The organism is Mesorhizobium sp. M0802 (genome assembly GCF_040320115.1).
Lineage (GTDB): Bacteria > Pseudomonadota > Alphaproteobacteria > Rhizobiales > Rhizobiaceae > Mesorhizobium.
Map to the genome: position 1 here is coordinate 41,780 of NZ_JAMYOY010000011.1, position 22,177 is coordinate 63,956.

The 22,177-nt window shown below is 63.1% G+C and carries 24 protein-coding genes; 3 read left to right on the forward strand and 21 right to left on the reverse strand.

Going from position 1 to position 22,177, the window contains the following annotated elements; genetic code table 11:
• Positions 1-3 precede the first annotated feature (3 nt).
• The 7 genes from NKI10_RS16775 to NKI10_RS16805 all read right to left on the reverse strand — a co-directional run bounded on the left by NKI10_RS16775 (position 4) and on the right by NKI10_RS16805 (position 7,679).
• A complete protein-coding gene (locus NKI10_RS16775; protein ID WP_023684488.1) occupies positions 4-1,467 on the reverse strand; it encodes a RimK family ATP-grasp domain-containing protein in 1,464 nt (487 codons plus the stop codon).
• Between the two features lie 5 nt (positions 1,468-1,472).
• Positions 1,473-2,570 (reverse strand): peptidase C39 family protein, encoded by a 1,098-nt coding sequence (locus NKI10_RS16780; RefSeq protein WP_023670253.1) that lies wholly within the window; start codon positions 2,568-2,570, stop codon positions 1,473-1,475.
• A 159-nt stretch (positions 2,571-2,729) separates the two neighbouring features.
• On the reverse strand, positions 2,730-3,521 hold the full coding sequence (locus NKI10_RS16785; protein WP_023670251.1) for an anti-sigma factor family protein: 792 nt from the start codon (positions 3,519-3,521) through the stop codon (positions 2,730-2,732).
• Entirely contained in the window at positions 3,518-4,036 is a 519-nt protein-coding gene (locus NKI10_RS16790) for an RNA polymerase sigma factor (protein ID WP_023670250.1), read from the reverse strand. The genes NKI10_RS16785 and NKI10_RS16790 overlap by 4 nt, the downstream gene beginning before the upstream one ends.
• Before the next feature lie 162 nt (positions 4,037-4,198).
• Complete coding sequence (locus NKI10_RS16795) at positions 4,199-4,615, reverse strand: type II toxin-antitoxin system VapC family toxin (protein WP_023670249.1); 417 nt, start codon at positions 4,613-4,615, stop codon at positions 4,199-4,201.
• Positions 4,615-4,857: a type II toxin-antitoxin system VapB family antitoxin gene (locus NKI10_RS16800; protein ID WP_023670248.1), complete on the reverse strand. Its 243-nt coding sequence runs from the start codon at positions 4,855-4,857 to the stop codon at positions 4,615-4,617. The genes NKI10_RS16795 and NKI10_RS16800 overlap by 1 nt, the downstream gene beginning before the upstream one ends.
• A gap of 47 nt (positions 4,858-4,904) precedes the next feature.
• Positions 4,905-7,679 carry a DUF2339 domain-containing protein gene (locus tag NKI10_RS16805; RefSeq protein ID WP_352861017.1) on the reverse strand — a complete coding sequence of 925 codons (2,775 nt, stop codon included), beginning with the start codon at positions 7,677-7,679 and terminating at the stop codon, positions 4,905-4,907.
• A gap of 247 nt (positions 7,680-7,926) precedes the next feature.
• Between NKI10_RS16805 and NKI10_RS16810 the strand changes: the two genes are divergently transcribed.
• Positions 7,927-8,391, forward strand: coding sequence for an NUDIX hydrolase (locus tag NKI10_RS16810; protein ID WP_023670246.1), 465 nt, complete (start codon positions 7,927-7,929; stop codon positions 8,389-8,391).
• A 101-nt stretch (positions 8,392-8,492) separates the two neighbouring features.
• On the opposite strand, the gene recO is transcribed toward NKI10_RS16810, so the two are convergent.
• The 11 genes from recO to rpoZ form a co-directional block, all read right to left on the reverse strand.
• Complete coding sequence (gene recO / locus NKI10_RS16815) at positions 8,493-9,284, reverse strand: DNA repair protein RecO (RefSeq protein ID WP_023670245.1); 792 nt, start codon at positions 9,282-9,284, stop codon at positions 8,493-8,495.
• 102 nt (positions 9,285-9,386) lie between these two features.
• On the reverse strand, positions 9,387-10,280 hold the full coding sequence (locus NKI10_RS16820) for an aminoglycoside phosphotransferase family protein (RefSeq protein ID WP_023816807.1): 894 nt from the start codon (positions 10,278-10,280) through the stop codon (positions 9,387-9,389).
• Positions 10,281-10,325: 45 nt separating this feature from the next.
• The gene (gene era / locus NKI10_RS16825; RefSeq protein ID WP_023670243.1) at positions 10,326-11,252 is read right to left on the reverse strand and encodes a GTPase Era; all 927 of its coding nucleotides are present in this window, start codon (positions 11,250-11,252) and stop codon (positions 10,326-10,328) included.
• Positions 11,249-11,965: a ribonuclease III gene (rnc, locus tag NKI10_RS16830; RefSeq protein ID WP_023692856.1), complete on the reverse strand. Its 717-nt coding sequence runs from the start codon at positions 11,963-11,965 to the stop codon at positions 11,249-11,251. The genes era and rnc overlap by 4 nt, the downstream gene beginning before the upstream one ends.
• A complete protein-coding gene (lepB, locus tag NKI10_RS16835) occupies positions 11,965-12,714 on the reverse strand; it encodes a signal peptidase I (RefSeq protein ID WP_023670241.1) in 750 nt (249 codons plus the stop codon). The genes rnc and lepB overlap by 1 nt, the downstream gene beginning before the upstream one ends.
• A 90-nt stretch (positions 12,715-12,804) precedes the next feature.
• The gene (acpS, locus tag NKI10_RS16840; RefSeq protein WP_023670240.1) at positions 12,805-13,218 is read right to left on the reverse strand and encodes a holo-ACP synthase; all 414 of its coding nucleotides are present in this window, start codon (positions 13,216-13,218) and stop codon (positions 12,805-12,807) included.
• Positions 13,215-13,799: a DUF2062 domain-containing protein gene (locus NKI10_RS16845; RefSeq protein WP_023709783.1), complete on the reverse strand. Its 585-nt coding sequence runs from the start codon at positions 13,797-13,799 to the stop codon at positions 13,215-13,217. The genes acpS and NKI10_RS16845 overlap by 4 nt, the downstream gene beginning before the upstream one ends.
• A 289-nt stretch (positions 13,800-14,088) precedes the next feature.
• The gene (locus tag NKI10_RS16850) at positions 14,089-14,469 is read right to left on the reverse strand and encodes a VOC family protein (RefSeq protein WP_023702681.1); all 381 of its coding nucleotides are present in this window, start codon (positions 14,467-14,469) and stop codon (positions 14,089-14,091) included.
• Between the two features lie 11 nt (positions 14,470-14,480).
• Complete coding sequence (gene pyrE / locus NKI10_RS16855) at positions 14,481-15,059, reverse strand: orotate phosphoribosyltransferase (RefSeq protein WP_023731418.1); 579 nt, start codon at positions 15,057-15,059, stop codon at positions 14,481-14,483.
• 80 nt (positions 15,060-15,139) lie between these two features.
• Positions 15,140-17,371 (reverse strand): RelA/SpoT family protein, encoded by a 2,232-nt coding sequence (locus tag NKI10_RS16860; protein WP_352658528.1) that lies wholly within the window; start codon positions 17,369-17,371, stop codon positions 15,140-15,142.
• Positions 17,372-17,498: 127 nt separating this feature from the next.
• Positions 17,499-17,900: a DNA-directed RNA polymerase subunit omega gene (rpoZ, locus tag NKI10_RS16865; RefSeq protein WP_023670235.1), complete on the reverse strand. Its 402-nt coding sequence runs from the start codon at positions 17,898-17,900 to the stop codon at positions 17,499-17,501.
• A gap of 331 nt (positions 17,901-18,231) precedes the next feature.
• Here rpoZ and NKI10_RS16870 point away from each other — a divergent pair, with 331 nt between their 5' ends.
• Together NKI10_RS16870 and NKI10_RS16875 are read left to right on the forward strand one after the other, a co-directional pair.
• Positions 18,232-18,813, forward strand: a complete 582-nt coding sequence (locus NKI10_RS16870; RefSeq protein ID WP_023670234.1) for a LabA-like NYN domain-containing protein — start codon at positions 18,232-18,234, stop codon at positions 18,811-18,813.
• Positions 18,810-19,475, forward strand: a complete 666-nt coding sequence (locus NKI10_RS16875) for a uracil-DNA glycosylase (RefSeq protein WP_023822745.1) — start codon at positions 18,810-18,812, stop codon at positions 19,473-19,475. The genes NKI10_RS16870 and NKI10_RS16875 overlap by 4 nt, the downstream gene beginning before the upstream one ends.
• Positions 19,476-19,741: 266 nt before the next feature.
• On the opposite strand, the gene NKI10_RS16880 is transcribed toward NKI10_RS16875, so the two are convergent.
• The 3 genes from NKI10_RS16880 to dapA form a co-directional block, all read right to left on the reverse strand.
• Positions 19,742-20,461, reverse strand: a complete 720-nt coding sequence (locus tag NKI10_RS16880; protein ID WP_352861020.1) for a glycoside hydrolase family 25 protein — start codon at positions 20,459-20,461, stop codon at positions 19,742-19,744.
• A gap of 71 nt (positions 20,462-20,532) precedes the next feature.
• Entirely contained in the window at positions 20,533-21,012 is a 480-nt protein-coding gene (gene smpB / locus NKI10_RS16885; protein WP_023687280.1) for an SsrA-binding protein SmpB, read from the reverse strand.
• 25 nt (positions 21,013-21,037) lie between these two features.
• Positions 21,038-21,919: a 4-hydroxy-tetrahydrodipicolinate synthase gene (gene dapA / locus NKI10_RS16890; protein WP_023727558.1), complete on the reverse strand. Its 882-nt coding sequence runs from the start codon at positions 21,917-21,919 to the stop codon at positions 21,038-21,040.
• Positions 21,920-22,177 lie beyond the last annotated feature (258 nt).

Here is a 22,177-nt window from a genome sequence, read left to right on the forward strand (position 1 = left end):
AAACTAACGCCCGGGACGGTCCAGCCGCTCCAGGAACCATTGCGTCAGCCGCACCCAGACTTCGTCCTTTTCGCCGGAATCCTCCCAGCCATGGTCGAGGTTCGGGTTGTCGTTGACCTCGATGACGAAGACGCCATCCTTGGTTTCCTTGAGATCGACGCCGTAAAGCCCGTCGCCGATGCAGCGCGCCGCCTTCACCGCGGTGTCGACGACATGCGGCGGCGTCTCTTTCAGCGTGAAGGTCTTGATGCCGCCCTGGTCGGGCTTGCCGCTGGCCTTGTGGTTGACGATCTGCCAGTGTTTTTTCGCCATCAGATAATGCACGGCAAACAGCGGCTGCCCGCCGAGCACGCCGACGCGCCAGTCATATTCGGTCGGGATGAATTTCTGCGCGATCAGGAGATCGGAATCCTCCAGCCACTCGGTGGCGAGCGTCTTCAGTTCTTCGAAGTTGCCGCATTTCTTGACGCCGCGCGAGAACGATGAATCCGGGATCTTCAGCACCAGCGGAAAGCCCAGCGTCTGCGCCGCCAGTTCGAGGTCCGAGGTGCCGGCTATCATCACCGTCGGCGGCACCGGCACCTTGTTGTAGGCCATCAGTTCGTTGAGATAGACCTTGTTGGTGCAGCGGATCATCGACAGCGGGTCGTCTATCACCGGCATGCCTTCCTGCTGGGCGCGGCGCGCGAAGCGGTAGGTGTGGTTTGAGATCGAGGTGGTCTCGCGGATGAACAGCGCGTCGTAATTGGCGAGCTTGGCCAGGTCCCTCCTGGTGATCGGCTCGATTTCGACGCCCATCTTTTCGGCGATCTTGGCCCAGTAACGCAGCGAGGAAATCTCCGACGGCGGCAGTTCTTCATGCGGATCGACCAGCGTGGCGAAGGTGTAGCGTGCCGGCGTGCGGCCCTTGGTGTCGCGCCACTCGCGGTTGGTGTACGTCTCGAGCGCCTGCACGAATAAGGCTTCTTCCTCCTCGGCCATCCTGGCCAGCGGCAGGAAGCCGATCTTGCGGATCGAAGCCCATTCGGCGCTGTCCTTGATGTGAACCTCAAGCGCCGGAGCGCGGAACCAGTCGAACAACAGCTTGGCGAAGCGGTCCCAGACCTTCGACGGTCCGATGCCGAAGAAGATGCAGATTTTTTGCGGGAAAACGCCTCCGAGATCCTTGCGGCACTTGTTGAGCGCCAGCTCCAGTTCCGGCAGCGCGTGCTCGTAGAGCTTGCGCTCGGACAGGTCGATCATCGTCTCGACCGTCGGGATGACCTTGTGGCCGCGCGAACCGGCGAGCAGAGAGGCATAATAGCCGCGGCTCTGGTAGGCGTAATTGTTCGACAGGTTGATGACCTTCGGCTGCTGGCCCCGAAACAGCGCCGGATGCGCAAGATAGTCACGGTTGGTGATGATCTTGTGCGGCGTCGCCGCCGGGTCGAGATCGTTCTGACGGCCGGTGAGGATGACCCAGGTCATTGTTATCAGCGTTTCCCAAGAGTGATGGCAGCACGCAGTCCGTCGCGGCCGAATTGCGCCATGTTCATGAAGATGCCGTGCGGCACGGGAATGTTGGCGGCATCGAGGATGGTCTCCTGTCTTTCGTCCTCGACCCAGGGATCGTGGATCAGGATGTGGTCGCCATCGTCGCCGATAGCCAGCACCCAATGCGGCACCTTCTTGCCGAACATCAGGAAGCCGCTGATCAGCACCAGCACCAGTTTTCCCTGAGCCAGGGCGCCGCGTATATCGTCGATGGTGAACGGACGGTAATTCACCGGGATGCCGTATAGTTCCGCGCGGCGGCGAAAGTCCACCTGGGCAAGTTCCATCACCCGGCGCTTGTCGTCGCTGCGCACCGATTGCAAGAACAGCGCGCCATAGAAGGACACGAAGATTTCCGCCGCAAGCCCGCTTTCGTAGCCGGAAACCGCAAGGCCGAAGGGCTCGCAGCCGCCGGGGCCGGACATCATGAACACGGTCGTTGCCTCGCGCCATAGGCGGATTTCCATGACCGGATCGGGCACGAAGCCCGAATCGAAATTGGCCATCGCCATCATCAGGCAGCATGGACCGCAGGTGAACTCGCAGGTCTGCTGGTAGAACGGGACTTTGGTGGCGACCGGAATATCGCCGCGCAAGGTCTTTTCGTAGCGCAGCGCGGTGGCGCCATCCTCGTAATAGTGAGGCTCGCGACCGATCTTGCGGTAGCCGCTCTGCTCATAGATGCCGATGGCGCGAAGATTGTCCTCGCGCACTTCGAGACGCAACATCATGCGGTCGTGCTCGAAGGCAGCTTCTTCGGCCGCTGCAAGCAGCATGCGGCCAATGCCGCGGCCCCTGAAAAACGGGCTGGTGGCAAGCGAATAGAGCCGGGCGACGCCGCTGCCCTTGCGAAACAGCACGATGGCGTAGCCGGCGACACGACCATCGCTTTCGGCGACCAGCATCTCGGCTGTCTCGCGTTCGATCAACAGGCGGAAGGAGCGCCGGGAAATGCGGTCACTGGAAAAGACCGCCTTCTCGATGGCGGCGAGGTCATCGACGTCGGACGCGCGGGCCTTGCGAATCTCGGCAGGCATGCGGGTTTGGAAAACCTCGATTGGGTGGAGGAAAAGGCCGCGGTCAAAAACGTCGCAAACATCAGCCGAAACGCCGATATCCATCAAGCGCTATCGCACTTCGAATAGGGCCGAATTGTGACACTTTCTACCCCGGCGCATTCCCGAAACGGAATGCGCTTAACTGGCGATACCAGCCAGAAGCTGACCGTAGGCCCGCTTGGCGACCGCAGCCAGTTGCTCGCGCGGCAGCGAGCCGACGACGGCGCAGGCATAGCCCTTGTCCAGCCAGTAGACCGCCTCGGGGCCGTCGGCCTCGGCCATGTAGGTGCCCTTGGACTTGGCTGAGGAATCAGCGGTAACGAACAAGGAGATGCGCTGACCCTTGGCGTCCTCGTAAAGCAGCATCGCTGCCTTGCCCTGGCCGGCCGGCAGCAGCCGGCCGCCAACCAGCTGGAAGCCTTCCGCCACCAGATCCGGCGCCACCAGTTTCAGGCCGACGCGGTTGGACAGCCAGGTCTGCAGGTGATCCTTGTCGCTTGCCGGCACTTCCACCGCATGGCGCTGTTCGGCGGCATAGATGACATGGGCGGCGATCGCCTCTTCGGCCAGTTGGTCATCGGCGCCATCTTCCCTGCCGATGCCGTCGATGCCGGCAAAATAGCCGCCAAGACCGCCGATGACGAGCACTGCGGCCGCCGCGGCCGCAAGCCACCAGCGCGACTGCCGCGCCGCCGCCTTGGTCGCGCCTTCACCGCTAACGATCTGCTTGAACAGCACCGGCACGGGCTCGTCGAGCACACCGGCAAAGGCGGCGCGCAACGCGGCGCGGTCGGCGGTGTAGCGGGCGCTTTTCGCCTTCATTTCGGGATTGGCGTCGATCCAGGCGTCGTAGGCGGCGCGCTCGTCGCCCGGCAGCTCGCCGTCGAGAGCCATGTGGATATCGCGTTCGGAAAAATCGCGGCGGGTCATTTCTCGACGATCCTTATCGAGCGGCGGCGCGCCGTGTCATCGAGCAGGCTGCGCAGCTCCTCGCGTCCGCGCGCTATGCGCGACATCAGCGTGCCGGCGGGCACGCCGAGAATGTTGGCGGCTTCGGCATAGGAGAATCCTTCGATGGCGACCATGACTAGAGCGGCGCGGCGGTCGGGGCTGATCGCCTGCAATGCGTCGATGATCTCGCGCGAGGCGGCGTTCTCGGCCTGCTCGGCGGGGACTGCCTGCGCCTCGTTTGCGTCAAGCGGCAGGATCGCCGCCTCACCGCGCCGGTTCACCTTGCGCATCTGATCGATGAACAAATGATGCATGATCGTAAACAGCCACCTCCGGGGGCTTTCTCCCGTCTGCCAGCTTTCAAGCCGCAAGAGCGCTCGTTCGAGGCAATCCTGGACGAGATCGTCAGCGGATTCGCGGTCGCGCAGAAGCGAGCGTGCGTAGCGGCGCAGGCGCGGTATTTCGCCAAGGATTGCTGCCTTCTTTTCGTCCATGACCGCTGGTTCTGAGGTCGCCCTTGTTTAACCCGATTGAACGCGCCTTCCCGGCGCGGCGCAAGCGGCCAGCGCGAAGCGGTCTGCCGCCCCGGTCACCCAAGCAGTGAGATAACGAGTTGATCGGCTAAATTATTCCCCGCAATCAACAAAAGGGCCGAATTATCCTAAATCGGTCTGTGCAAAATCATGGCCTTTGTATAGCAGTGGAAGATCGCGGCTTTTCGCGCAGGCGTAAGCAAAACAGTCCCCGAGATTCAGATCCGCCTTGTGGCCAACGGCTTTGCCGTAACGGGCACTCGCGTCAATGGCCCGAGAGCCGATGTTGTCGTCAATGGCCAGACTCTCTCCCATGATCTCCACAATGAACTCATCGATCAGATCGCGGGCATGGAGAAGGGCTTCAGCGCTGGGTCTGCGCGGGCCGGCGCCGGCCCTTGCCAATGCCTGTGTTGCTTCGAAGTGAACCAACGGAGAAACCCAGACCTGCCCGGAAAAACCGGATAGCTGCTTCAGCAATTCCTCCCACCCAGGTTCCTGGTTGAGAATGGCGACGATCACCGACGCGTCGACAAACATCAGTCTTCCCACATCTCGTCGGTGAACTTCTTCATATCGAAATCGGGATTGGGCAGGCCAAGCTTCCTGGCCCTGTCCTGAAGACTGGCGATCCGATCGCGCAGCGGCACCTTCGCCCGATTGCGCTCAAGTTCGTGCACGAGCGCGACCCGCACCGCCTCCGTTTTGCTCGGAGCGTTCGTCTCGCGTTGCAATCTGCTGGCCAGCGCATCCACTTCGTCGTCGCGGATATAGAGCGGCATCGAATATCCTCCGTTGGATATTGATATATTCCATCTCGTATATCACTTCAAGTTGCAGCGTTGGCCTCCCTCGCCGCCCGCGTCAGCAGCCGCTGGTAGAACAGGCCGATGCCGATCAGCACGGCGCCAAGACCGATGAAGGACAGCGCCCTGAGCACGCCTTCCAGTTCCGACATGTCGAACAGGAAGACTTTTACCACGGCAATCGCGATCAGCGCCGCCGAGGCGATGCGCAGCACCTGCGACTTCAGCCAGACGCCGGCGGTGAGCAGCACGACGCCAATGACCAGCCAGAGCGCCGAATAGGTGTAGGTCTCGAGCTGGCCGAGGCCGCTCCACAGGCCGATGAACTCGCCCTTGAACACGCGCCTGACCGACAGTGTGGCGTAGGCGAAGACAAGCAATGCCGCCACCACCGCCAGCATCTGCGCATACCATGGCGGCCGCTTGTCCCTGGCATAGAGCGCCAGCCCGCCGACAGCGATGGCCGGCAGGAGATAAGCCAGGAACAAGAGGTTGAACACCGGGATCTGGCCGGTCGATTCGTCGGTGAACAGCGGATTGAGCACCAGGAAATGCTGGAGGACGATGAAGGCGACCGAGAGCACGCCGGCAGCCATCGAGCCGTAGCGCAGCACAGAGCTTGGCGAGCGCATGTCGATGGCCACCAGTATCGCGCCGGCGCCGATGGCGATCAGCGTATAGATCGCCTGTTCGGCGAGCGTCACCGGACCGGTGTCGATGACGCCGCCATGCATGGCGTGGCGCACCAGCATGGCGACGGTGAGCAGCGCAAACAGGGCTGCACCCGCCTCCATCGCTAGGCGCGGCCGGCCATTACCAGCTGTTGGTAGTGCGGGGGTGGTACGCGCGAGTTGCCAGGCGGCAAAGCCGAAGGCTAGCGCCGGTACGCCGTATCCCGGCAGCAGCCAGTTGAACACCCGCGTCGTCGTCAGGAACTCGGCGCCGACGATGGTCGGATCGAAGGCGACGCGGCCCAGCACGGCAACGACCGCGCCGACCGAAATCCAGCCAAGCACCGGATAGCTGCGCCACCGCGTCGCCAGCGCCGGCACGATGGCGGCAACGCCGGCAAGAATGGTCGTCCAGCCGGATCCGAAGGCCATGTGCAGCATCAGCAGGCCGGCCAGAGCCGAGCCGCAAAGCGCGAAGGAGACGGCGATGTCGCCCTTGAGCGGCGGCTGTTCGGCGCGCGCGATCCATTCGCCACCGGCAGCGAAGACAACAACCAGAAGGGCAGCTATCTCTGCGTAGACAAGGTCGCGGTCGAGATTGCCGTAGGCAAGCCACAGCGTCAGCAGAATAAGCAGCGGCGCAGCGACGCCCCATGCCGCCCAGCATGCCGCGCGGACCCGTGCTGAGGCGGCGAAGCGGCGTGCGGCCCAGAAGCAGGCGCCGATGAAGACCAGGCCGAGGCCAATGCCGATGCGCAGCGTCAACGGATTTCCGGCCGCCACCGGCATGCCGTCAAAGCCGATATTCCCCTGGGTTATGTCGGAGCCGATGGTGGTGGGCGGAATGATGCCGAGATGGATCATCACGCTCACCACGCCGGCGGCATGCAGCAGCGGCAGCGCGCGCGGCCGGTAGAGTGCGGTGGCGACAAGGGCGACGAGGACGAAGGCGCCCGGCAAGGCGCCACCGGCGGCGACCAGCGTCGTGTCGACGGACAGGCCTAGCGCTGAAAACGCAACGAAAACGCCTGGCACGATCGAGGGCCAGTCGAAGCCGGTCTTCGCCGTCTCCGCTTCGCTGTCACGTGTGCCCAGCCAGACAAAGGCAAGCACCGCCAGCGTCACCGCGTCGATGAACAGGATGACGGCAAGGTCGGCGACTAGCGTGCTCATCATGTAGACGATGGTCCAGGCGCCGGTGCCGAAGAAGGCCGCCGCAATCAGGAATTTCCAGTCGCGAATGCGGGCGATCACGGCTGTAGCGGCAAGCACGATCGCCAGGTAGACGAACAGCGCCCATGGGTTGGGCGCCTGCGAGGACACAAGCGCCGGCGTCGCCATCGAGCCGACGAGACCGATGCCGGCCAGGGCCTGGCCGTGGACGAGGGCGGCGACAATGGTCGCCACGCCGATGGCGCCGAGCACGGTGAAGGCGAAGGCCGGCCCGACGAAACCGTAAATGGCATGCGCGGCATAGACCGTACCGAACAGGATGAAGGCGCCGGCAGCCGTCAGGATCGCCGGAATATAGGCGCCTGCAGCCCCTTGCACCGGCACCTTGAAGCCGGTGCGGCGGATGAACTCGCCGCCGCCGATCAGCACCAGGCCGAGCAGCGCCGCCAGGGACAGCCGCACTTCAGGGCCGAAAATGCCGGCCTCGATGGTGTAGCGGATCAGGAACAGGCCGCCCAGGGCCAGCGCGACGCCGCCGACCCAGACCGCCCAACGGGTGCCGAGCGCCGTTTCGACCTCTGACTGGCGGGCTGCCTTCGACGTGGCGGCAGGCGCGGATCCGGTGAATGCCGCCTTGGCCGCGGCCGACAGTTCTGGCACGGCCTCGCTGGTGGCCGCATCGGCTTCGGCGGCCGGTGCCTGGGCATGTGCCGCGTCTGCTGTTGTTGGCGAAGCTATGTCGGCAACTGGTGCGCTAGCGTGAGCGGCATCCGCCGGTGCGCTTGCAGCCTGCTCGGCCGGTTTGGCAACGGGCGGTGTCGCATGCACTCCGGACAGAACCAGGCTGCGCAGCGCTCCGAGCTCGCGCTCGATCAGACTGACGCGGCCCTGCTGGCGCAAGACGAGGACAAAAAGCACGATAACGACGACGGCGCCAATCAGGCTTTCAAACATGGCGGTTCCCCCAAACCAGGCCAGTTTTCACTGACAATTGCGGCGGCCACACGGCCACCCCAGACGGCTATTCAAGTCACGCCACCGCAATGGTGGCCGAAAAGAAGTTATCGAGCATGTTTCGTCGGCAAATTCCAGCGGCCTACGGTCTTTATCCTCACCCATCATCTGAGATAGCCAGGAATGGCATGCCGCCGCCACTTGCCCAGGAGCCATGCTATCCTCGGATGAACTACGAGGAAATCGAATGCCGAAACGAAGTGCAGGGCTGCTGATCCACCGGACAAGGGCCGGCATTCTCGAATTTCTGCTCGTCCATCCCGGCGGCCCGTTCTGGGCAAGGAAGGATGAAGGCGCTTGGTCGATCCCCAAGGGCCTCGTCGAGGACAATGAAGATGAGTTGGCCGCCGCCCGGCGCGAGGCTGGGGAAGAACTCGGAGTCAGCATCGATGGCGATTTCGAACCTGTCGGCAGCTATCGGCAAGCCGGCGGCAAGATCGTCATCGCCTGGAGTGTCGAAGCCGATTTCGATCCCGATGCCGTTAAAAGCAACATGTTCACGATGGAATGGCCGCCCAGGTCAGGCGTGACGAGGGAATTTCCCGAAATCGACAGGGCCGGCTGGTTTTCCTTCGCCGAGGCCAGCCTCAAGATCCTCGGCGGTCAGCGCGCCATCCTCGATGATTTCATGGAGCATCGCAAAGCCGGCTGAGGCTCTTGCCCTACGAGTACCCCCACCCTAACCCTCCCCACAAGGGGGAGGGAATGCTCCCGCATGCAGCTTTTGGTGTGAACCTGGACGGTTTGCGGAGGTCAGCACCCACCGAGTCTCCCTCCCCCTTCTGGCGCAGCGTCTGCCGTAAGGGCGGCCTTGCCGCCCGAATGATGCTTGCGCAAGGCGGCGAGGAAGCCGGCACGGGCATCGGGCTGTTCGATGCCGCGCGGCTCGTAGACATGGCGGGTGAAAAAGAAACCGGTCAGATGGAAGGCGTCCTCGAGTGCCGCGTGGTCCGCCCGCAAGCCGGAGCCGCGCCGCAGGAAGGCCGGCAGCGCCAGCATCTTGTCGCGCCATGGCGCGCCGGCCTGGCGCGAAACCGCGCGGCCGGATTTCGGCGAGACATAGGCCAGATCCTGCCTGGCGCCGGTCGCCGCGCACTGGCTGAGATCGAGGCCGAAACCGAGTTCGTCGAGGATGAGCAGTTCGAAGCGCGCCACCAGTTCGCCGGCGGCATCCGAATCGTCCAGATGGGCGATCATCACGGCAAGCGTCTCATACAGGCCGCCATGGGCGTCGCGCTCCGGCAGGAGCCTGAGATGCGCGGCCATGGTCTGCAGGCCGTAGACGGCGACTGCGCTGTCCATCAACCGGGCGGCATTCATCTCGATCGCCTCGGCCTGGAAGGTGCCGAGATGCTCGTCGAGGCGTGCCCGCCACAAAAGGTCGACGCGGTTGCCGGGCTGCAGCACCGGCTGCTGCTTGCGCGAGCGCCCTCCGCGCACCAGGCCGAGATGGCGGCCATGCGCACGCGTCATTACCTCGAGAATGGCGCTGGTTTCGCCATGCTTGCGGGTGCCGAGTATGATTCCCTCGTCGCGCCATTCCATGGCAGGAGCTTGTCACCGGTTGCTTGGCTAAATCAAGGTTTTGGCGCGCCGCGTGCGATCTGTGCTGACATTGGATCCCCACACATCGTCGAAAGGCTCTGATCACGCGAATTCCCGGTGATCGGCCAGGACGTCGTCGATGACGCGGCGCGATCGTTCCGCCTCGGCCTGGTTGGCGTCGTGTCCGGCAACGGTGATCAGCGCTTTCCACAGCGTCCAGCCGCGGCCGCGCGCCCAGGTCGCTTCATCGACGTCGATGGCAGCCCGGAATGCCTCCCGGCTCTCGCCCTGGAAGAATGTCCAGGCGATCGCCAGGTCGCAAGAGGGATCGCCGATGCCTGAGGTGCCGAAGTCGATGATGGCGCTCAAACGGCCGTTTTGGACCAGAAGGTTGCCCCAGGCGACGTCGCCGTGAAACCAGACGGGCGACCCTTGCCAGGTGGCGGCAAGGGCCGCATCCCAGACAGCGGTGGCCGCCTGGGTGTCGATCTGCCCCTCCAGCGCCTGGAGTGCTTCCCTTGTCTGGTTGTCATACACGCTCGGCGATCCGCCGCGGAAGAAATTGTGCTGGCCCGCGGGCGGCCCGCCCGCCGGATCGATCCGCCGGAGCGCAATGAGGAACTTGGCCAGATCGACCGCGAACTGTGGGCGATCGGCGATTTCGGCGGTCTTGGCTGTTTCGCCGTCGATCCAGCGGTAGACGGACCATTGCCAGGGGTAGTCCTCCCCAGGCTCGCCCATCGCCAGTGGAACCGGGATCGGCAGCGGCAGAAGCGGCGCCAGCCTGGGCAGCCAGCGGTGCTCTTTTTCGACCTGCAAGGCATATGGTGCGGCACTCGGCAGCCGCAGAGTCATATCATTGCCGAGGTGGAAGGTTCGGTTGTCCCAACCGCCAAACGTCACCGGGCTCACCGGCAGATGCCGCCATTGCGGAAACTGCGCGTTGACCAGCCGGCGCACGAGATCGGTATCGATGGTCGGTTTTGGATCAGGCATGTCATCGTCTCAAACTGCCGGAGCGGCATTTCTAGACGATGAAGCTCAATGGGGAAACTCAAGCCCCATCTCACGGTAGCGTTCGGGGTCGTCGCCCCAGTTTTCACGCACTTTGACGAACAAGAACAGGTGCACTTTCTGCTCGAGAATGCCGGCTATTTCCATGCGCGCCGACTGGCCGATGGCGCGGATGGTCTCGCCCTTGTGGCCGAGCACGATCTTCTTCTGGCTGTCGCGCTCGACATAGATGGTCTGGTCGATGCGCACCGAGCCGTCCGGTTTCTCTTCCCATTTCTCGGTCTCGATATGCGAGGAATAGGGCAACTCCTGATGCAGCCGCAGATACAGCTTCTCGCGGGTGATCTCGGCGGCCAGTTGGCGCATCGGCAGGTCCGAGATCTGGTCTTCCGGATAGTACCAGGGGCCGACCGGCAGCGCTTGCGCGAGATAGTCGAGCAAATCCTTGCAGCCGGAGCCGGTCAGCGCCGAGACCATGAAGGTGCGCTTGAACGGCACCTTTTCGTTTGCTGCCGCAGCCAGGGCCAGCAGCGCCTCGTGCTTGACCCGGTCGACCTTGTTGAGGATCAGCACCATCGGCTGGCGGACGTCCTTCAGCCGCTCGAGGATGGCGTCGGCGTCACCCCTGATGCCGCGCTCGGCATCGATCAGCAGAAGCACGATATCGGCGTCCTTGGCGCCACCCCAGGCGGTGGTCACCATCGCGGTGTCGAGCCGGCGCTTCGGCTTGAAGATGCCGGGCGTATCGACAAAGACGATCTGCGCGTTGTCATGCGTGGCGATGCCGCGCACGATGGCGCGGGTGGTCTGCACCTTGTGGGTGACGATCGACACCTTGGCGCCGACCAGTTGGTTGACCAGCGTCGACTTGCCGGCATTGGGCGCCCCAATCAGGGCAACGAAGCCGGAATGCGTGGCCTCCGCTGCCGGAGGGAGATCTTCGCTGCCGGTCACGCCGCACTCCCTTGGTTGGCCCAGATGCCCTCGCGCATAAGAAACGCCGATGCCGCCGCTTCTTCGGCTGCGCGGCGAGAGCCGCCCGTGCCGCTTGCCGGCGCAAAACCGCCGACCTTCACGGACACCGTGAAAACCGGTTGATGTTCAGGTCCCTCGCGTTTCTCGATCGCGTATTCGGGCCTGACATCGCTGGTCTTGGCGATCCATTCCTGCAGGTCGGATTTCGGATTGGGCGGCTTGGCCACCACCTTTTGCGAGCGCGGCTCCCAGTAACGCAGGACGAATTGCCTTGCGGCATCGAGGCCGCCGTCGATATAGACCGCCGCGATCAGCGCCTCGACCGCATCCGCCAGATAGTTTCCGCCCGAGCCGCGCGAGCGCGCCTTCAAGGCAGCGTCGGCCCGAACCAGATCTTCGAGCTGCATTTCAATGCCGATCTCGGAGCATGTCCGCGCATCGACCAGGGCATTGAAGCGCGGGGCGATTTCACCTTCCGGCGCTTCAGGAAACTTTTCGAAAAGCAGGTCGGCAACGATCAGGCCGAGCACGCGGTCGCCAAGGAATTCGAGGCGCTGGTTGTTGCTGCTTGCCTTGACCGCACTGGAATGGGTCAGCGCGGTCTCGAGCAAACGGACATCCCGGAAGGAATGGCCGGTTTTGGCTGTCACCAAATCGGCCAGAGTTTCACCCGTCGGGCGCTTCAAAGCCATCAATTCACGAAATGGAACAGGCGCGACAGGCGCACCAGCGACGGCCATTTCCAGATCTCGAGCGGGCTCGCCTTCCCGGCGATCGAGAAGAAGACGATGTTAGCGCGGCCGACAAGGTTCTCCGCCGGCACGTAGCCGACGCTGAGGCGGCTGTCGGAGGAATTGTCGCGGTTGTCGCCCATCATGAAATAGTTGCCGGGGGGCACGACGAACTCGCGGGTGTTGTCGGTGATCGAATTCGGTGTCAGGTCGAGCGTGTCGTAGCTGACGCCGTTGGGCAGGGTCTCGCGATAGACGTCGACCGGCTCAGGCACTTCCGTGATATCAGGATTTTGGATCTGGCCGGTTTTCACACGAGGCACGCCCTGGCCGTTGATGAACAATTGGCCGTCCTTCATCTGGATCTTGTCCCCCGGCAGGCCGACGACGCGCTTGATGTAGTCGAGCGACGGATCCGGCGGGAACTTGAAGACCACCACGTCGCCGCGCTTCGGATCGGAACCCCAGATGCGGCCGGAAAAGATGTCGGGGCCGAATGGCAGCGAATAACGCGAGAAGCCGTAGGACCATTTGGTGACGAACAGATAGTCGCCTTCGAGCAAGGTCGGCCGCATAGAGCCGGACGGGATCGAGAAGGGCTGGAATAGCAACGTGCGGATGACCATGGCCAGCAGCAAAGCCTGGATGATGACGCTGACGATTTCGCCAAGCCCGCCGGATTTCTTCTCGGATTTTTCAGCCACGCTCATGTCGTCCTCGATTGTGCGTTGGATGGTATAGAGTCTCGGCGCGCGCTGGGCAACGTCAAGTCGGCGTTAGATAGCGGTCGTCTGATGCAATCAATGTGGCGCTTGTTCGGCGGGCAACGCCTCGATGATCACAAAGGCTTGAGCAAGCGGGAAATCATCGGTGATTGTGAGGTGGATCGCCGCTCTGTGCCCCTGTGGCAGGATTTTGGCCAGCCGTGCCGCCGCTCCCCCGGTCAGCGCCATCGTCGGCGCGCCGCTGGGCAGGTTGGCGACCCCCATGTCGCGCCAGAACACGCCCTGCGCCAGGCCGGTGCCAAGCGCCTTGGCGCAGGCCTCCTTGGCGGCGAAGCGCTTGGCATAGGAGGCTGCGCGGCCCTTGCGGCCTTCCGAGCGGACCTGTTCGACCTCGGTGTAGATGCGCTGGATGAAGCGCTGACCATGCCGTTCCAGCGACTTTTCGATGCGTCTGATGTCGATCAGGTCGCTGCCGATGCCGATGATCATTCCGCCGGAACTTCCCGTCCGCGGTGCTCGGCCTTATGCGCCCGCTCTGCCATGCGCTTCCTGCGCTGCTCGCGAAAGGCTGTCATCCCCCAGCGGGTGATACCGTAGAAGATCAGCCCGAAGATCAGGCCGAGCGGCACAGCGCCGATCAGCATCGGCTCGAGCACCGGATGCCACAGTTTTGCAAACGACAGCGTGTGCATCATCTCACCAAGATGCGCAGGCGGTCCGTTCTTGGGCAGGCGTTCATGCAGGATCAGCTTGCCGACTTCCCAGGACGCTCCCCACAGCAGCGGGAAAGTCAGCGGATTGCCGAAGAATACCGCGCCGAGGGCGGCGGCCACCAGATTGCCGGCGACCACCCAGCAGAGCACGGCGGCGACGGCGAAATGGAAGCCGAGCGGAAAGAAGGAGGCGAAAACGCCGGCCGCGACGCCGGCCGCGACCGCATGCGGTGTCGCCTTCAGCCGCAGGATGCGCTTGGAGAAATATTGCAACGAGCGCGAAAACGAGCGGCGCGGCCACAGATAGGTACGCACCCGCTCCAGAATGCCATCAGGCTTTCGGCGTCGAAAAAGCACTCTGTTCCAGTTCCCGGTTCGTCACGCCCAAATTGCAACCATCCCTGGCCGGGCGCGGTCGCTCCATCTTGCGCTTCGAGGGCGCAGAAAGGCAACAACGACTTTGATATAGCGACTGCCTTGCGGCGGAACAATGAAACGCCGCCGCGATGGTCTGCCGCAGGCGGGTAACGATGGTCTGCCGCAGGCGGGTAACAAGAGCGCCATTGGGGCGAAACTGAGGACAATATCGATGAAAGCTCCCTGACGACGGCAATGTCCGCGCGAAGACGACGCCGAGGCGGATAGACTATTCCCGATATTCGCTGACTTCGACCAAATTGCTGTCCGGATCGCGGAAATAGACCGACATCATCTTACCGCGGGCGCCGGTGCGCTCGACCGGGCCGACTTCGATGGCAACGCCGTTGGCTTCCAGACTGGCGCAAATCTCGGCAAGCGGCCTTGCGGCGATCAGGCAGAAATCGCCGGACCCAGGCATCGGCGTCTTGGCTTTCGGTTCGAAAGTGTGCGTTGCCTGATGCAGATTGATCTTCTGCGATCCGAACAGCAACCCCGTCGGCCGGTTCGGCTCGTCGAGGCGCTTGAGGCCAAGCACCCGCTGGTAGAAGGCGCAGCTGTCCTCCACCGAGCGGACCGTCAGCACGAAATGATCGATGCCGGCGATCATGGTGATGTCCCCTAAATGTTGCGGCTACCCGGCTTGATCGCCGGGATGGCGGCAAGTTCCGGCGGCAGGCGGTCGGCGGGATAGGCCGGCACCTCATATTCGGCAAGCGCGATCAGCGGCACGCCGACATTGGTCTTGCCGGCCGAGCGGTCGATGATGCAGGCCGCCGCCACGACCTCGGCGCCAATCGCGCGCAGGCAGTCGATGGTTTCGCGGATCGAAAGACCAGTGGTGACGATGTCCTCGACGATGACGACGCGCGATCCCGGCGCGATCTCGAAGCGGCGCAGCCTGAACTCGCCGCCTTCGCGCTCGACCCAAATGGCAGGTACGCCGAGATGGCGCGATGTTTCATAGGCTGGGATCAGGCCGCCGATCGCCGGGCCGACGACATAGTCGATCTTGCCAGGCACCGCCTTGCGGATCTTTTCGGCCAGCGCCTTGCACAGGCGCTCGGTCTTGTCGGCATGCATGAAGACGCGCGCCTTCTGCAAGAAGACCGGGCTGCGCAGGCCGGACGTCAGGATGAAATGCCCCTCCAGAACAGCGCCCGCCTCGCGGAAAATGCCCAGCACCTCGTCGGTATTCATAACTCGCCCCATGTCCATGGTGAATGGTGAATGGTGAATGGTAGTGAGAGCGCCTTCTTTCACTATTCACTATTCACTATTCACCCATTCACACGCCGCGCATCGCTGACGCTCGAACTATCCTTGAGCTGCGACAACAGCCGGTTGAGGTGCTTCAGATCCCAGACTTCGAGATCGATCAGCATTTCGGTGAAGTCGGGCGCGGTGCGCACCATCGACAGCGTATGAATGTTGGCGTCGTTGGAGGCAACGACCTGGGCGATATCGGCGAGCGAGCCCGGCGCGTTGATGGCGGTGACCGAGACGCGCGCCGGAAAGCGCTCCTTGGTCTGCTCGTCAATGTCCCAGCGCACGTCGATCCAGCGCTCCGGCTGGTCGTCGAAGGCCTGCAGCGCCGGCGACTGGATGGGATAGATGGTGATGCCGGTGCCCGGCTGGACGATGCCGACGATGCGGTCGCCAGGCACGGCCCCTTCCGGCGCGAAACGCACCGGCAGGTCGCCGCGCACGCCGCGGATCGGCACCGCGCCATCGCGCGGCTGGTCCTTGTCCTTGCGCGCGGCTCGGGTGCCGGGCATCTGGAACAGCATGCCGGCGGCGTTGCGGATCTTCGACCAGCCCTCCTCGCGCTGCTTGGGGGCGCTGACGGTGACGCGCTCGTCCTTGTAGTCTGGGAAGACGGCCTTCATGACGTCAGTCGAGGCAAGTTCGCCGCGCCCGACCGAGGCCAGCACATCTTCGCTGTCCTTGCGCGCCAGCCGGTGCAGCACCGGCTTCAGGCTTTCCTTGGTGAAGGTCTTGCCGGCGCGCTCGAAGGCGCGCTCGAGAATGCGGGCACCAAGACCTGAATATTGCTTGCGAATGGCGTTCTTGGTGGCGCGGCGGATGGCTGAACGCGCCTTGCCGGTGACCACCACCGACTCCCAGGCCGCCGGCGGCACTTGCGCCTTGGAGCGGATGATCTCAACCTCGTCGCCGTTCTTCAGTTCCGTCATCAGCGGCATGATGCGGCCGTTGACCTTGGCGCCGACGCAGGTATCGCCGACATCGGTGTGCACGGCATAGGCGAAGTCGATGGGCGTGGCGCCGCGCGGCAGCGCAATCAGCATGCCTTTCGGCGTGAAGCAGAATACCTGGTCCTGGAACAGCTCCAGCTTGGTATTTTCGAGGAAGTCTTCCGGGTTGTCGCCTTCCGCCAGTTGCTCGATGGTGCGCCGCAGCCAGGCATAGGCGTTGGTCTCCTTCGAGATCGCATGGGCGGCACCGTTCGTCTTGCCGCCGGTGTCCTTGTAGATCGAATGGGCGGCGACGCCATATTCGGCGATCTTGTTCATCTCGCGGGTGCGGATCTGCAGTTCGACGCGCTGGCGCGATGGGCCGACAATGGTGGTGTGGATCGAACGGTAGTCGTTCTGCTTGGGCGTCGAGATGTAATCCTTGAAGCGGCCAGGTACCATCGACCATGTGGTGTGAATGGCGCCGAGCGCGCGGTAACAGTCTTCGACGCTGTCGACGACGACGCGGAAGCCGAAGATGTCCGAGAGCTGCTCGAAGGACAGCGCCTTGGCCTCCATCTTGCGGAACACCGACCACGGCTTCTTCTGCCGGCTCTTCACCCCGGCATTGATGGCATGCTTCTCGAACAGCGCCGACAGCGCCTTTTCGATGTCGGTCAGCACACCCTTGTTGCGCTCGAATATCTCGGCAAGCCGCGCGGTGACGGCGCGGTAGGCTTCCGGATTGATGAAGCGGAAGGCGATCTCTTCCAGTTCCTCGCGCATGCCTTGCATGCCCATGCGCCCGGCCAGCGGCGCGTAGATGTCCATCGTCTCCTCGGCGATGCGCAGGCGCTTGGCCTCGGGCATGTGGTCGAGGGTGCGCATGTTGTGCAAACGGTCGGCGAGCTTGACCAGCAGAACGCGGACATCCTCCGAGATTGCCAGCAACAGCTTGCGCAGGTTTTCCGCCTGCTCGGCCTTCTTGGAGACGAGATCGAGCTTCTTCAGCTTGGTCAGGCCTTCGACCAGCTTGCCCATTTCGGGGCCGAACAGATCGTCGATCTCGGCCCGCGTCGCGGTGGTGTCCTCGATCGTGTCGTGCAGCAAGGCGACAGCGATCGTCGCCTCATCCATGTGCATTTCAGTGAGGATGGCGGCGACTTCGAGCGGATGCGAGAAATAGGGATCGCCGGAAGCGCGCTTCTGGTGGCCATGCTTCTGCATGGCGTAGACATAGGCCTTGTTGAGCAGCGCCTCGTTGACGTCAGGCTTGTAGCGCGCAACGCGCTCGACAAGCTCATACTGACGCATCATGGGCGGGTTCTCACGGTGCTGAAATGATTGATGCGCCGCACTGATGTACGGCGCATCTCATAGATAACCACGAAACACACGGGACGGAAGTGCCGGAACCATATTCCCGGCAGGTCCAGGGCAGCGATTAGTAGTCGTCGCTCTTTTCCGGGGGAACCAGGCCCTCGATGCCGGCCAAAAGGTCTTCCTCGGTCATGCGATCGAAGGTGACGTTTTCTTCCGCGTCGTCGGCGTCGGTAGCTGCAACTGCGTTGCCGGTCTGGTCGGCGATCGCCTCGCCGTCGGCCTCGGGCTCGTCAACCTCGACATGCTTCTGCAGCGAGTGGATCAGATCTTCCTTGAGGTCGTCGGGCGACAGCGTCTCGTCGGCGATCTCGCGCAGCGCCACGACCGGGTTCTTGTCGTTGTCGCGCGGCACGGTGATCGGCGCGCCCTGGCTGATCTGGCGGGCGCGATGGCCGGCAAGCAGCACGAGCTCGAAGCGGTTGTCGACCTTGTCGATGCAGTCTTCAACGGTTACGCGGGCCATTGATTGCCCCTTTCATGCCTGGATTTGATGGAAAACAGGCGCGGTCCATAACCCGAACGCCGCCAAAATACAAGCATTATGGCTCTGTGGCCCCATGGGCTGGCGAATGCCAGCTTCTGGCGCCGCTGAATGCCTTGCCGGCGAAGCCCGCCTACCGGGCGACGACACGGCTCCGATCACAATTGCTTGCAGTGCGCCCGGCACCCTTGGATTGCCGTAAAACTGGCGCTATCTCGGTTGACGAAAGGTCAGCCGGTTTATTTACGAGCCGAGCGATATAAACGACCCATTTCGATTAGTCCGCCACCTATTTCCAAAAAGGAATATTGCCATGTTCGACCCCCGTGAAAAAATCGCTCTTTTCATAGACGGCGCCAATCTTTACGCTACGTCGCGCGCACTCGGCTTCGACATAGACTACCGCAAACTGCTATCCAGCTTCCAAAAGCGCGGCTATCTGCTGCGGGCCTATTACTACACCGCTCTGGTCGAGGATCAGGAATACTCTTCGATCCGTCCCCTGATCGACTGGCTCGACTATAATGGCTTCAAGGTGGTGACCAAGCCGGCCAAGGAGTTCACCGACTCGACCGGCCGCCGCAAGATCAAGGGCAATATGGACATCGAACTGACCGTCGATGCGCTCGAACTTGCCGATGTTGTCGACCACTATGTCATCTTCTCCGGCGACGGCGACTTCCGCACACTGGTCGAAGCGCTGCAGCGGCGCGGCCGCAAGGTCTCGATCGTCTCCACCATGGCCTCGCAACCACCGATGATCTCGGACGATCTGCGCCGCCAGGCCGACCATTTCATCGATTTGACCTCGCTGAAGAACGAGGTCGGCCGGGATCCCTCCGAACGGCCGGTGCGCAGGCCCGAGCCGGCCGAAGTCGAAGAGGAAGACTATTGACGGCGGCGGCCTTGGACGCCGCTCCCGAACCCGACCGCGACTGCCCGCTCTGCCCGCGCCTGCATGATTTCATCGCAGACTGGCGGCAGCGCGAGCCGTCGTGGTTCAATGCGCCGGTGCCGACTTTCCTGCCGCCTGATGGCGAGGACGCCGTCGAGCTGCTGATCGTCGGGCTGGCGCCCGGCCTGCGCGGCGCCAACCGCACCGGGCGACCGTTCACCGGCGACTATGCCGGCGACCTGCTCTACTCAACGATGATCGCTCACGGTCTTGCCCGCGGCGAGTTCAAGGCGCGGCCGGATGACGGGCTCGAACTGATCGGCACCGCGATCACCAATGCGGTGCGCTGCGTGCCGCCGGAGAACAAGCCGGTCGGCGCCGAGATCGCCACTTGCCGCAGCTTTCTGGTGCCGACGATCGCGCGCTTTCCAAAATTGCGCGCCGTGCTCGCGCTGGGCTCGATCGCCCACCAGTCGACCGTCAGGGCGCTGGGCCAACGCGTCGCCGCCTATCCGTTCAAGCACGGCGGTCAGTTGCCGGCCGGCGGCGTCACGCTGTTTTCCAGCTATCATTGCTCGCGCTACAACACAAACACCGGTGTTTTGACCGAACCCATGTTTGTCAAGGTGTTCAGCGACATCGCCGCCTTCCTGCGCAATTAACGCCTTCAGAACCCCGCCAGCACGATCTTGCCCTTGGCTTGCCCGGGCGGATGACGAAGCTTGCCGAAAGGCAGGCACGACGAGACAGGCGCTCTCCAAAGCCTTGAGCGGCGACGGGAACCCGGAATTGCGACAATCATGAAAGTCCCGGAAGCGCTCGGTCTGAAACCGACCTTCGTTAGCGCGCAGACTGGCCGGAACGCTGGGTAGGGCCGATCAGCGCCGCGATGTTTGGTTCCAATCTCGCGCCGGTCGAGCACGCCAGGTCAAGGCGCGGCAAACAACTCAGCCAGCTTCTCCTGCCCGCCCTTCAGCACATTCAGATCGACATCGCCCTCGATCCCGTCGACACGGCCCATATTGTGGTACTGCCAGTAAATCCAGCCGTCCTCGCTCGGCTTGAACGCCAGCGAGCGCAGCCAGCGCTGCCGCACAGCCATCTGTCCGGCATAGGCGTCCTCAGCCTCGTCGGTCAGGTAGATGATCGCCGGCTTGCCGAACGCAGTTTCAACCGGTCCGAGGAAGGCCTGGAGTTCCGCGCTCAGCTGTTCCGGCGACGGGCGTTGCGGGCAGTTGCCGCCGAATTCGATGTCGACGACCGGTGGCAGCAGCGGCTGGTCGTGCGGCACCACCGCGATGAAATTTTTCGCCTGGTCGGCGCCCGGCCGGCAGAAGGTGAAGAAGTGATAGGCGCCGACGGCGAGGCCGGCCGCGCGCGCCTCGCGCAGATTCTTGGCGAAGGCATCGTCGACATGGTCGCCGCCCTCGGTCGCCTTTATGACCGCGAAGGCGACATCGTCGGCGGCAACGCGCCGCCAGTCGATCTCACCCTGATGATGGGAAACGTCGATACCCCTGACCGGATAGCTGTCACGATCCGGCGAGAAGGCCCGGAAATAGAAGAAGCCGCCTGCCCCGACAAGACCCGCAAAGACCAGACTGGCCGCACCCCAGAGGATGATCCGGTTCTTCAAGCCTACCCCCATCGTGTTTTGCTGCTGCAGCTGTTCGAAACCTGAAAGCCGACGTCTGGCTTTTCTGGGACTGCTCGAGGTTCTTAGCCCCGTTCCTTCATGAGCCGGCCCTTTTCGCGCGACCAGTCGCGCTGCTTTTCGCTCTCGCGCTTGTCGTGCAGTTTCTTACCGCGGCCGACGGCGAGCAGCAGCTTGGCACGGCCCTGGTCGTTGAAGTAGATTTTCAGCGGCACCAGCGTCATGCCTTCGCGATCGATGCTCTGCGCCAGTTTTGCCATCTCGCGCTTGTTGAGCAGCAGCTTGCGGCGCCGCCTGGGCTCGTGGTTGAAGCGGTTGGCCTGCAGATATTCCGGCAGATAGGAGTTGATCAGCCAGATCTCGCCGCCCTCGACCGAGGCGTAGCTGTCCTGGATGTTGGCCTGACCCTGGCGCAACGACTTGACCTCGGTGCCGGTCAGCACAAGGCCGGCCTCGACCGTGTCGAGCACCTCATAGGAAAACCGCGCCTTGCGGTTTTCCGCAACGGTCTTGTTGTTGGGATCGGCTTTTCTGACCTGGTTCATGATGCGGAGAGGTGGCGCCTCATCCTTAATTTATCAAGCCGGCGTGTTTCATCGCCGCATCGATCTTCTCGGCGGTCGACGCCTCGATGGTCACCAGCGGCGAGCGCACCACGTTCTCGACCTTGCCAATTTTCGACAGCGCGTATTTGACGCCGCACAGGCCGGGCTCGAGGAAGATGGCCTTGTGCAGCGGCAGCAGACGGTCCTGCAATTCCAGCGCCTTGGCGCTGTCACCGGACAGTGTGGCTTCCTGGAATTCGGCGCACAGCCGCGGCGCGACATTCGACGTCACCGAGATGCAGCCGACACCGCCATGAGCGTTGAAGCCGAGGGCAGAGGCATCCTCACCTGAAAGCTGGATGAACTCCTTGCCGCAGGTGGCGCGCTGTTCGGACACGCGCTCGACCTTGCCGGTGGCATCCTTGACGCCGACGATGTTCTTGAAGTCGTGCGCCAGCCTGCCCATCGTCTCCGGCATCATGTCGATCACCGAGCGCGGCGGGATGTTGTAAATGATGATCGGCAGCTTGGTCGCCCTGGCGACGGCAGCGAAATGCTCGTACAAGCCGCGCTGTGTTGGCTTGTTGTAATAAGGCGTGACGACCAGAGCGGCGTCGGCGCCCGCCTGCTCGGCATACTGCACCAGACCGACCGCTTCAGCGGTGTTGTTGGAGCCGGCGCCGGCGACGACCGGAGCGCGGCCCTTGGCCACATCGATGCAGACCTTGACGACATGGCGATGCTCGTCATGCGACAGCGTCGGCGACTCACCGGTGGTGCCGACCGGGACGAGGCCCGTCGTGCCCTCGCCAAGTTGCCATTCGACGAAAGCGCGAAAGGCTTTCTCGTCGAAACGTCCGCTCTTTTCGAACGGCGTCACGAGCGCAGTAAGCGAGCCTCTCAGCATGTCGTCCAACTCCTTGGGACTTGTTTGTTTATGCATGTCGTCGTCCCAAAACCGGTTCCCGCTTTTGGGCGACTGCATCGGGCGCCTTCTAGCCGAAAGCGAAGCCGCGCACCATAGTCTCGACACTGTTGCGCGGCAAGCATGCCGATGGTGCCAGCAAGCGCAATTCGAACGGCCTGGATAACCCTTTGTTTACGGGCTCTTCACGACCTAAGTCTAGGCTCTCGGGCACCTGGGCTTGCCATCTAAAGTGCCGCA

Bases quoted from the DNA above. Each gene is read 5' to 3' on its own strand.
- NKI10_RS16870 (WP_023670234.1), top strand. From the start codon at position 18,232: ATGTTCGACCCCCGTGAAAAAATCGCTCTTTTCATAGACGGCGCCAAT.
- NKI10_RS16810 (WP_023670246.1), top strand. From the start codon at position 7,927: ATGCCGAAACGAAGTGCAGGGCTGCTGATCCACCGGACAAGGGCCGGC.
- smpB (WP_023687280.1), bottom strand. From the start codon at position 21,012: ATGAACCAGGTCAGAAAAGCCGATCCCAACAACAAGACCGTTGCGGAA.
- NKI10_RS16860 (WP_352658528.1), bottom strand. From the start codon at position 17,371: ATGATGCGTCAGTATGAGCTTGTCGAGCGCGTTGCGCGCTACAAGCCT.
- lepB (WP_023670241.1), bottom strand. From the start codon at position 12,714: ATGAGCGTGGCTGAAAAATCCGAGAAGAAATCCGGCGGGCTTGGCGAA.
- NKI10_RS16790 (WP_023670250.1), bottom strand. From the start codon at position 4,036: ATGGACGAAAAGAAGGCAGCAATCCTTGGCGAAATACCGCGCCTGCGC.
- NKI10_RS16800 (WP_023670248.1), bottom strand. From the start codon at position 4,857: ATGCCGCTCTATATCCGCGACGACGAAGTGGATGCGCTGGCCAGCAGA.
- NKI10_RS16775 (WP_023684488.1), bottom strand. From the start codon at position 1,467: ATGACCTGGGTCATCCTCACCGGCCGTCAGAACGATCTCGACCCGGCG.
- NKI10_RS16780 (WP_023670253.1), bottom strand. From the start codon at position 2,570: ATGCCTGCCGAGATTCGCAAGGCCCGCGCGTCCGACGTCGATGACCTC.
- rpoZ (WP_023670235.1), bottom strand. From the start codon at position 17,900: ATGGCCCGCGTAACCGTTGAAGACTGCATCGACAAGGTCGACAACCGC.
- recO (WP_023670245.1), bottom strand. From the start codon at position 9,284: ATGGAATGGCGCGACGAGGGAATCATACTCGGCACCCGCAAGCATGGC.
- NKI10_RS16805 (WP_352861017.1), bottom strand. From the start codon at position 7,679: ATGTTTGAAAGCCTGATTGGCGCCGTCGTCGTTATCGTGCTTTTTGTC.
- NKI10_RS16880 (WP_352861020.1), bottom strand. From the start codon at position 20,461: ATGGGGGTAGGCTTGAAGAACCGGATCATCCTCTGGGGTGCGGCCAGT.
- pyrE (WP_023731418.1), bottom strand. From the start codon at position 15,059: ATGAATACCGACGAGGTGCTGGGCATTTTCCGCGAGGCGGGCGCTGTT.
- dapA (WP_023727558.1), bottom strand. From the start codon at position 21,919: ATGCTGAGAGGCTCGCTTACTGCGCTCGTGACGCCGTTCGAAAAGAGC.
- NKI10_RS16850 (WP_023702681.1), bottom strand. From the start codon at position 14,469: ATGATCGCCGGCATCGATCATTTCGTGCTGACGGTCCGCTCGGTGGAG.
- rnc (WP_023692856.1), bottom strand. From the start codon at position 11,965: ATGGCTTTGAAGCGCCCGACGGGTGAAACTCTGGCCGATTTGGTGACA.
- NKI10_RS16795 (WP_023670249.1), bottom strand. From the start codon at position 4,615: ATGTTTGTCGACGCGTCGGTGATCGTCGCCATTCTCAACCAGGAACCT.
- NKI10_RS16785 (WP_023670251.1), bottom strand. From the start codon at position 3,521: ATGACCCGCCGCGATTTTTCCGAACGCGATATCCACATGGCTCTCGAC.
- acpS (WP_023670240.1), bottom strand. From the start codon at position 13,218: ATGATCATCGGCATCGGCAGCGACCTGATCGACATCAGACGCATCGAA.
- NKI10_RS16820 (WP_023816807.1), bottom strand. From the start codon at position 10,280: ATGCCTGATCCAAAACCGACCATCGATACCGATCTCGTGCGCCGGCTG.